This window comes from Marinagarivorans sp., assembly GCF_982758155.1.
This window is the reverse complement of sequence record NZ_CEXWTU010000005.1, coordinates 1-9155: the sequence shown is the minus strand read 5'-3', so window position 1 is coordinate 9155 and position 9155 is coordinate 1. Positions and strand designations below refer to the sequence as shown.

The following is a 9155-nucleotide window of genomic DNA, read 5'->3' as shown; positions in this document are numbered from 1 at the left end:
TCGCCGTCACTGCGCATTACATCTTGGACGCGTAATAACAGGCGGCGCCCTAAGGTGCCACCAGGGTGTGAGCGAGCAAAATCATCGCGCGTAAACTGCCTAGCTTCTAGGAGTGCAACCGCGAGGGCATCTCCCATTACCATTGCCACTGTTGTGCTGGCGGTGGGTGCTAAATTTAAGGGGCAGGCTTCTTTCTCTACGCTGGCGTCTAATACGATATCGGCACCTTTTGCTAAAGCGGAGTCGGTATTGCCGACCATGCTAATCACTGCAATACCTTGGCGTTTTAGTGCGGGTAGGAGGGCTAAAATTTCAGCGGAATTACCGGAATTAGATAAGGTTAAAACAATGTCGTCGCGGGTTATCATGCCTAGATCACCGTGGCCTGCCTCTCCGGGGTGAACAAAAAATGCGGGTGTTCCGGTGCTAGCAAATGTTGCAGCGATTTTTTTTCCTACATGCCCAGACTTGCCAACGCCCATGACCACAACGCGGCCTTTGCAGTGAAAAAGGCGCTCGCAGGCTTGAGCAAAGCTGTCATCGATTTTAAGCGCCAGTGCATTAACCGCATTTTGTTCTATGTTTACCGTGCTTTTTCCGGCGTCGATAAATTGCTGCGGTGTGGTTTTATTGCTCATAGGGTATCAGGGTATTTGTCGGTGCAAGTTAGCGGTGCCGTCGTGATATTACTCGTTATGGTGTGTGGCAATATCACGAAAATTAAGTGGTTGTTTGGTACAGTATTACATAGTAGCCGGCATAAAGGCCTATCATTGCTAGCCCAAAGGGCCAGCCGATACCGGCTTTACTTTTGTCTGAGCGAAGCCAGTAAGCGGCTGCCATTCCGAGCGCTAGAAGTACAGTGAGCCCTGCCATGCTGGCATAATCTCGATAAAATGCTGCTGGATCTATATTCGTGGTTTGAATAAGTCCAGGTACAGCCATTACGGCTAATAAATTGAAAATGTTGGAACCAATGATATTGCCCAGTGCAATATCGTGATGACCTTTAAGGGCGCTCATAACCGATGCGGCTAATTCGGGCAGGCTAGTGCCTATGGCAATAACCGTTAAGCCGACAATTAGCGGGCTTACGCCGAACGCGAGTGCGGTGGTTTCTGCCCCGAAGACGAGAAGCTCGGCGCTGCCAATTAATACCGCTAAGCCAATGACAAACCACAGCGTTGCGCGGCCTTTTGACATTTCAGGTATTTCTTCTTCCTCGGCGACAACTTCACCTGGCGTAAGGCCGCGTGTTTTAGCGCGAATAATAAATAGCATGACGGGGATGAGTAGCCCAGCGAGGATAATGCCGTCGATGAAGGTAAGCTTGGCATCGTATAAAACAAAGCCCGCAGCGGCAGTAACAACAAGTAATACGGGTAGTTCGCAGGTCAGTAAGTGCTTTTGTATGGGTAGGCGGGCGATGAGTGCTGTTACGCCTAGGACCATGCCAATGTTGGCTAAGTTTGAACCTAGTGCATTACCGACGGCAAGGTCGCCAGCGCCCTTTAGTGCTGCGCTAACGGAAACCATGATTTCGGGCGCCGAAGTGCCAAGCGATACAATGGTTAAACCAATAATTAACGGCGATAGCCCTGCAAGCTTGGCAATGGACGCGCTGGCGCCCACAAAGCGATCAGCGCTCCAGACTAAACCAATAAAACCCGCGAGAATGGCAAGCGCGGCGGGCAGTAATTCTGGCATGTCTATGCTCCTGGGCTGAATAACACGATTGAATGGGCGCACATGTTACTGGTGACGGGATCTAATGTCAGCTACTCAAAATGCAAACCGCAAAAATCCTTAAAGAGCAGGGCGTGCAAGCCATCGCCGCCAATCCTATTTTGGGCTTGCTTTGCTCTAACCCCCCTTTTTTTAAATGTGAGTAAACTTTGCATTTAAGATGTGTTCCAATGCGCGCGTTTGGGTTGTGTTCAGATTAAATGGGGTAAACTATTTAGTCTTAGTGACTTATATTTTTAATTGGAATCAGGAGAAGGTAAATGGCGGCGGTATGGTCTCGGTCTTTATTAATTGTGGCAGCGTGTCTCTGGAGTAGTTTGGGTTTCGCTCAATCGGCCGCTAAAGTGGAAGCGCAACCGCTCACGGCGCATGAGGTTGTCAGCGGTGTGACCGAAGAAACGGTTGCGTTCATAAATAGCAGTAAAGATCTCTTAAAACGTGACCCCGATGCCTATTATGGCAAGGTCTCGGCGCTGTTGGAGTCGGTTGTAGCGTTTGATTACATTGCTAAAGTTGTTATGGCCAACCACTACACCGAGGCGAGTGAATCTCAAAGAGAAGCCTTTGCAGCTGTTTTTAAAGCGACGATGGTTGAGACCTTTGCTAAGGGTATGGCGAACTATTCCGACTTTGATATAGCGGTTATTCCTCCTGATGCCAAAATCGATGGTCAGCGTAAAGTTGAAGTGATTCAAGAGGTTAAAAGCAAGGATGGTATTCACGTGGTTTCCTACACTATGGCGCGAAGTAAAAGTGGAGAGTGGAAGCTTATCAACGTTGTGCTGAATGGGATTAACTTAGGTAAAAGCTTCAGGGATCAGTTTGCGCAAGCGATGCGTCAGCACAATAACAAGATTGATAAAGTGGTCGCTGGGTGGGGTAAATCGGCGAGCTAATTTGCCGTTGATGAGTCTAATCTCACTTTCTCTGTATCGCGTAGATGCATGATGCGCTGGTTTTGATTAAACTAGCGCGTTTTTGCGAGCGCTAACAGGCTTTTACTGACTGAGGTATTAGCAATGTGGTTAGCGGCGTTACTGGAAGGGTGATTTATGCAAGTTGAAAATGTAAAGGCGCTAATCGATCAAGCGATCGCCAACTGTGATGTTGAAGTTAAGGTTGACGGCAGCCATGTGCACTTGGTTGTTGTGAGTGAGGCATTTGACGGTTTGAATGCCGTAAAGCGACAGCAGTTGGTCTACGGCGCCTTACAAGATGTTATTGCCAGCGGTGAAATCCACGCTGTGCATATGAAAACCTACACACCCGCCGAGCGGCCTTCTCAAGCATAAGGGCGTAATGCTCGGATACCCTTCATGGATAAACTATTGATTACCGGGGGCGGAAGCCTCAGCGGTGAAATTCGTATTTCTGGTTCTAAAAATGCTGCGCTACCGATTATGGCGGCAACGCTATTGGCAGAGACGCCTGTGCATTTGTTTAACCTTCCCCATTTGAATGATGTTACTACGATGTTGGCTCTGCTGCGTTGTATGGGGGTTGGCATTACGATTACCGAGCGTATGACGGTCGAGATCGATGTGAGCACCATGACTGAATATGAGGCACCGTACGATCTTGTTCGTACCATGCGCGCTTCTATTTTAGTGCTTGGCCCTATGCTGGCTCGATTCGGCAAGGCGGACGTTTCCTTTCCTGGTGGCTGCGCAATCGGTAGTCGCCCCGTTGATATTCACCTGAAAGGGTTGGAAGCAATGGGCGCGACGATTGAAGTGGATGGCGGTTATATTCGCGCTCGTGCTCCAGAGGGCCTTAAAGGTGCTCACATTTTCATGGATGTGGTGACTGTAGGCGGCACCGAGAACTTGTTGATGGCTGCCACGCTGGCGAAAGGTAAAACAGTGCTTGAAAACGCTGCGCGAGAGCCTGAGATTGTTGACCTTGCTAACTTTTTGGTGGCGATGGGAGCAAAAATTGAGGGCATAGGTTCTGATCGCTTAACTGTACATGGCGTTGAGCGTTTAGAGGGTTGTAGTTATTCAGTTATGCCTGACCGAATCGAAACAGGGACTTACCTTGTTGCCGCAGCGGCTACGCGTGGCCGCATTCGTTTACGCGATACTCAAGCCAATATCCTTGATGCTGTGCTTATGAAACTGGAAGAAGCTGGTGCACATATCACTTCGGGTGATGACTGGATCGAGTTAGACATGAAAGGGCAGCGGCCAAAAGCGGTGAGTTTAAAAACGGCACCCTATCCGGCGTTCCCTACGGATATGCAGTCCCAGTTTACGGCAATGAATGCTGTGGCTGAGGGCACATCAACTGTGGTTGAGACCATTTTCGAAAACCGTTTGATTCAGGTGCATGAGTTAAATCGCATGGGTGCCAATATCACCTTGGAGGGTAATACTTGCATTATTCGAGGTGTTGAGCGATTGAAGGCGGCTCCCGTCATGGCGAGTGATTTGCGGGCATCGGCAAGTTTAGTGATTGCCGGTTTGGTAGCTGATGGTGATACCTTGGTGGATCGTATTTACCATATCGATCGCGGTTATGAGTGTATTGAAGAAAAGGTTAGGGCTTTGGGCGGGACCATTCGCCGTGTTGTTGAAGGTTAGCCGTTGCATGCGTGTAATGCTACACGGTAGTTGAAGCGCTTTTAGTCTGTAGAAATTAAATCGTAGGGTTTTCCCTATTTGAGGATGTTATGTCACAGTTGACGATTGCGCTCACGAAAGGGCGCATTTTAAAAGAAACACTGCCGTTATTTGCAGCTGCAGGCATTGAGCCCTTAGAAGATATTAGTAAAAGCCGAAAGTTAACGTTTGAGACGACGTCCCCCGATGTACGTTTTTTAATTTTGCGCGGTGTAGATGTACCGACTTACGTTGAGTTTGGCGCTGCAGATGTTGGTGTATCGGGTAAAGATATGTTGATGGAGCACGGCGGAAACAGTTTTTACGAGCCTCTTGACCTTAATATTGCGCGTTGTCGTTTGATGACTGCAGGCATGAAAGGGCAGGTACTACCTAAAGGTCGCTTAAAAATAGCGACCAAATTCGTCAATATTGCTAAGCGTTATTATGCAGAGCAAGGGCGTCAGGTTGATGTGATCAAACTGTATGGTGCAATGGAATTGGCTCCGGTTCTGGGTTTGGCGGATGAGATTGTCGATATTGTGGATACCGGTAATACCTTGATCGCCAATGGCTTGGAGGCGCGGGAAGAAATTGCTACAGTGAGTTCACGCCTTATTGTGAATAAAGCCAGCATGAAAATGAAGCACCATCAGATTGATGCCTTGATCGATGCAGTGGCATCGGCGGTAGGAGAATTAATCGTTTAGCGCCTGTATTCCTATATACAAATTTTATGCGCCATTATCGTTAAAATGCTGGTGGTTTGGCGCCCAAATCCAGTTCAATCCCTCGCTTTGATACCTGCGTCCTTGAGTGTTCGCGGGTGTTTACTTATGATGCCCCTCTTTTGAGTCAGCAAAAATTGCATACCTTTTGGTTATTGTTTTTGTTTGTCGTCTAATTTAACGATGTATTGTCTCGTTGGAGGGAAATTTATGCCGAGTACTACTCTTAAACATTTCATAGCAACAAATTGGCGCACAACACTGGTCGCTGTAGCTTCAGTGGGTTTATCTGCCTGTGTTGCAGTTGATGATCCGCCGATTGACTCTAGCAGCGCAGTGGAATTCTCAAGCTCTATTGCTGTTGAAAGCTCGTCTAGTGTTCAATTAGTTAGCTCTTCTAGTGAGGTTTCAAGTAGTTCTGCACCTGTTTCTTCAATTCCTGCAAGTTCTTCAGGTGCCGTTAGTAGCTCTTCGGTAGCGGCTCAAGATTTTCCTTACACCATTGAAAAAATTGGTTGCACCGATCCTGATGATTACACTGGGAGTGCAACCACCTTTTTTGATGGCAGTGGTGGCTTTGCTAATGGTTTCTTTGCAAAAAACTATGGCTCTAGCGAGTACGATAACCTTTCGGGGTTGAGTGTCGGCGCTGATTATAATCTTGGTAATAACCGAATTTCTCAGGATTCGAACTGTAATAACCGCTCAATACATACGGGTACCTGGCTTAAAAAGCTTCGTGATACAGATGGTCAGCACTCCAATGGATTCAATACGGGTTTAAACCGCTCTGTGGGCGACATAAAAAGTATCGTTATTGAGTTAAGAATTAATAGTAATAAGACGGATGTTCCGTCGGTATCTGATTTAGGGAGTCTTTACGGTGCGACTTTATCAGGGCAGGGTGGAGTCACTAATTTAGATGGAGGTAAAGTTGCTTTCGGTTTAACCTTAAATAACCCTGATGCTAACGATAATAGTACTCGTGGTGAAGTGTATTTCGAGGTTGATCAGGATGTTTATGCTGATCAGTGGGTTCGTGTGACGATACAAAAGGATGATCTCTATTTTTGGACTGGTGCGCCTTGGGTTAAAGAAGCCGTCTCTTTGTCTAATGCTAATAGTGCTAACGCTGCAACAATATATTTGAACCCAGAAACGAAAGGCTCTGGCCCCGCTGAAACTTATGGAAGCGTGGTTCGTAATATCTATGGTTATGAGGCTTGGCCGAGTTTAGATAATAAGCCTGAAGAAGACTTCAAAGAGGTGAATATTTCCATTCGGACTTTTGAAGTGCGGTATGAAGAGTCTGGGGGTGGTGGCCAGTCTTCTTCGGCTGGTGGGTTGAATAGTAGTGCGCCCGTAGCTGGTGAGGGGTGTAATGGCGCTCAGTATTGCAATGATTTTGACAGCTTAGTGAGTGTGCCAGAGTCGTTGAAAATTGTGAAATCTGATTGCAGCGATCCTGGTAATCAGCCTCAGTTTTCGCTTGTTCAGGGGCGCTCTGGTCAAGCAGTGAAGGTCGTTTCTACCGCGGGCCACTGTACTGGGTGGGTTGGCGCACCAAATATTGGGTCGATGGATAAAATTTACGTCAAGTATGATGTCAACGTGACGCCAACCTCGGGAAATTTGCGTTGGTTTACTTTGCTTGAGCCCACTGCGAGAAGTGCAGATATTGGGTCTTCTATGCGTATACGAATTGGAGATCAACAGCAGGTTAAAGATTTGTTGGCGTGGAATGTTGGAGATGGAGACCCTAACTCTCCAGATATTTACGATGGTGATCCTGTCCGTTCTCAGCAAATTAAAAATGCGACGGTTAAATTTGAATATGAGACGTGGGCTTGTTATGAGGTTATGGTCGATAAAATCAATAAGGTTATCAAATTTTGGGCTGACGGTAATGAGGTTACGGGCTTAGAGATAGATAACGATGGATTATCTGGTTTTGATACAAGCTGGCCGGATTCACGTCGTACGTTTGATATTCAGTCGATTTTAATAGGTTATGGTGGTGGTGCAGGTTCGGCGATAGTTGACAATCTAGTCGTCTCATCAAATCCTATTGGTTGCAACTAAGTCGATTGACTCAAGCAAAAAGCCGCGCATTGCGCGGCTTTTTGCGTTTATGGCGCAGTGCTTTACAATTCAACTTACTTTTTGTTGCAAGGCAGATGTTGTGTCGAATCCTCATTCATTACTTACACCTACTCAGCGTTATCATCAAGATCTGTCGTTAGATGGATTCACGTCGGACCCTGAGCAGGCCGCTGCCGTGGAGGCTTTGCAGTTTGTTTATGATTGCTTGCTGGCTCGGCCTAAATTGAGTTGGTGGCAACACGCTATCGGTAAGCGGCCCGCTTTTGTAAAAGGCTTGTATATGTGGGGTGGGGTAGGGCGCGGGAAGACTTACTTGATGGACGTGTTTTTTGATGCGTTGCCGTTTGAGCAAAAGATGCGTACACACTTTCACCGCTTTATGCGCCGCATTCATCAGGAGCTTGCCGAGCTTGGTGGTCAGAAAAACCCACTTTTGCTAGTCGCTGAGAAAATTTCGAATGAAGCAAAGGTAATATGCTTTGACGAGTTTTTTGTTACCGATATCACCGACGCTATGCTTTTGGCTGGCCTACTGGATGCGCTTTTTGCAAAAGGTGTGTGTTTGATTGCAACGTCTAATATCGAGCCTCAAGGTTTATATAAAGACGGCTTGCAGCGCGATAACTTTTTGCCTGCTATCGGCTTATTGCTTAAAAATACCGACGTGTTAAATGTAGATGGCGGAGTCGATTATCGCTTGCGCGCCCTTAAGCAGGCCTCTTTATATTACACGCCGCATAATGAGGTTTCGTTGTCGGCGCTATTGTCCATCTTTAATCGTTTAGCGCCAGACGCTGTTAAAGCAGAGGAAGCACCGGTAATTATGATTGAGGGTAGGCCGATAAAAGCTGTGCAGATCGCTGAAGATGTTGCCTGGTTTACCTTTAACGCGCTGTGTGACGGGCCGCGCTCCCAGCGAGACTATATAGAGATAGCAAGGGAGTTTCATGCAGTGATTGTGTCGGAGTTGCCTCAGTTGGGCGTGGGGAATGATGATCAGGCGCGCCGCTTTATTTACCTGGTGGATGAGTTTTATGATCGGGCGGTAAAGTTGGTTCTATCCGCTGAGCAGCCAATAGATCAGCTTTATAGTAATGATGGTAGATTATCCTTTGAGTTTCAGCGCACACAAAGCCGCTTGCTGGAAATGCAAAGCGAGGAGTATTTGGCTCGACCGCACAAGCCCTAGTCGATTTTTGTTTAATTGTCTTGTCTTTTGTTTTTGGTTCCTATAGAATCCGCGCTCCTTTTTTGACTGTTCAATGAACAGTCTGTGGCGCTGGATGCGCTGCTTACTTTGGTGAGTCTTTGGCTAGTCAAAGCTTGGAGGTGGTGTTTTGGATGGCGCCTAAACCTCTCGTTACGCTTGGTAATATTATTGTGTTACTGAGTTCTAAATTTGTACCCATACGTTTGAAGGCCTAAAACATGAAGACATACAGTGCCAAACCTGAAACAGTAAAACGTGACTGGTACGTTATCGATGCAACTGGCAAAACTCTTGGACGCATGTCCTCTGAGATTGCGCACCGTTTACGCGGTAAGCACAAGCCAGAATTTACTCCTCACGTGGACACCGGCGATTACATTGTTGTAATCAATGCCGATAAAGTCCATGTGACGGGTAAGAAAGCAAAAGATAAAATGTACTATCACCACACCGGTTACATCGGTGGCATCAAGTCAATCAGCTTTGAAAAGTTAATGGCAAAAGCCCCTGAAAGTCCAGTCCAAATCGCGGTTAAGGGCATGTTGCCTAAAGGCCCGTTAGGTCGTGCGATGTACAGGAAGCTGAAAGTTTATGCTGGTGAGTCTCACCCGCATTCAGCCCAACAACCCAAAGCGCTTAACATTTAACGGAAGCTGATTATGTCTGCTGAACAATTCTACGGTACGGGTCGTCGTAAAACTTCGACCGCACGTGTATTCATCACTCAAGGTAGCGGCGTTATTGCTGTTAACGGTAAGAGCTTGGACG

Annotated in this window: 10 protein-coding genes; 8 read left to right on the top strand and 2 right to left on the bottom strand. The window is 47.1% G+C overall.

Annotated features, from left to right (window positions below):
• Nucleotides 1–638, bottom strand: a 638-nt coding sequence (locus AC3A8L_RS01265) for a KpsF/GutQ family sugar-phosphate isomerase (RefSeq protein WP_487960398.1), incomplete at its 3' end; no start/stop codon positions are given.
• Nucleotides 639–720: 82 nt separating this feature from the next.
• Complete coding sequence (locus AC3A8L_RS01260; protein WP_487960397.1) at nucleotides 721–1707, bottom strand: calcium/sodium antiporter; 987 nt, start codon at nucleotides 1705–1707, stop codon at nucleotides 721–723.
• A 299-nt stretch (nucleotides 1708–2006) separates the two neighbouring features.
• Here AC3A8L_RS01260 and AC3A8L_RS01255 point away from each other — a divergent pair, with 299 nt between their 5' ends.
• The 8 genes from AC3A8L_RS01255 to rpsI all read left to right on the top strand — a co-directional run.
• A complete protein-coding gene (locus AC3A8L_RS01255; RefSeq protein WP_487960396.1) occupies nucleotides 2007–2642 on the top strand; it encodes an MlaC/ttg2D family ABC transporter substrate-binding protein in 636 nt (211 codons plus the stop codon).
• Nucleotides 2643–2798: 156 nt separating this feature from the next.
• A complete protein-coding gene (locus AC3A8L_RS01250; RefSeq protein ID WP_487960395.1) occupies nucleotides 2799–3038 on the top strand; it encodes a BolA family protein in 240 nt (79 codons plus the stop codon).
• Nucleotides 3039–3062: 24 nt separating this feature from the next.
• Nucleotides 3063–4328 carry a UDP-N-acetylglucosamine 1-carboxyvinyltransferase gene (gene murA / locus AC3A8L_RS01245; RefSeq protein WP_487960394.1) on the top strand — a complete coding sequence of 422 codons (1266 nt, stop codon included), beginning with the start codon at nucleotides 3063–3065 and terminating at the stop codon, nucleotides 4326–4328.
• An 89-nt stretch (nucleotides 4329–4417) separates the two neighbouring features.
• A complete protein-coding gene (gene hisG / locus AC3A8L_RS01240) occupies nucleotides 4418–5056 on the top strand; it encodes an ATP phosphoribosyltransferase (protein ID WP_487960393.1) in 639 nt (212 codons plus the stop codon).
• 228 nt (nucleotides 5057–5284) lie between these two features.
• The gene (locus AC3A8L_RS01235; protein WP_487960392.1) at nucleotides 5285–7156 is read left to right on the top strand and encodes a hypothetical protein; all 1872 of its coding nucleotides are present in this window, start codon (nucleotides 5285–5287) and stop codon (nucleotides 7154–7156) included.
• 100 nt (nucleotides 7157–7256) lie between these two features.
• A complete protein-coding gene (gene zapE, locus AC3A8L_RS01230; RefSeq protein WP_487960391.1) occupies nucleotides 7257–8366 on the top strand; it encodes a cell division protein ZapE in 1110 nt (369 codons plus the stop codon).
• Between the two features lie 239 nt (nucleotides 8367–8605).
• Nucleotides 8606–9034 carry a 50S ribosomal protein L13 gene (rplM, locus tag AC3A8L_RS01225; protein ID WP_487960390.1) on the top strand — a complete coding sequence of 143 codons (429 nt, stop codon included), beginning with the start codon at nucleotides 8606–8608 and terminating at the stop codon, nucleotides 9032–9034.
• 12 nt (nucleotides 9035–9046) lie between these two features.
• The coding region (rpsI, locus tag AC3A8L_RS01220; protein WP_487960450.1) for a 30S ribosomal protein S9 at nucleotides 9047–9155 on the top strand (109 nt) is incomplete at its 3' end.

Excerpts from the sequence above, each read along its gene's own strand:
- AC3A8L_RS01260 (WP_487960397.1), bottom strand. The coding sequence starts at position 1,707 with ATGCCAGAATTACTGCCCGCCGCGCTTGCCATTCTCGCGGGTTTTATT.
- AC3A8L_RS01255 (WP_487960396.1), top strand. The coding sequence starts at position 2,007 with ATGGCGGCGGTATGGTCTCGGTCTTTATTAATTGTGGCAGCGTGTCTC.
- AC3A8L_RS01250 (WP_487960395.1), top strand. The coding sequence starts at position 2,799 with ATGCAAGTTGAAAATGTAAAGGCGCTAATCGATCAAGCGATCGCCAAC.
- murA (WP_487960394.1), top strand. The coding sequence starts at position 3,063 with ATGGATAAACTATTGATTACCGGGGGCGGAAGCCTCAGCGGTGAAATT.
- hisG (WP_487960393.1), top strand. The coding sequence starts at position 4,418 with ATGTCACAGTTGACGATTGCGCTCACGAAAGGGCGCATTTTAAAAGAA.
- AC3A8L_RS01235 (WP_487960392.1), top strand. The coding sequence starts at position 5,285 with ATGCCGAGTACTACTCTTAAACATTTCATAGCAACAAATTGGCGCACA.
- rplM (WP_487960390.1), top strand. The coding sequence starts at position 8,606 with ATGAAGACATACAGTGCCAAACCTGAAACAGTAAAACGTGACTGGTAC.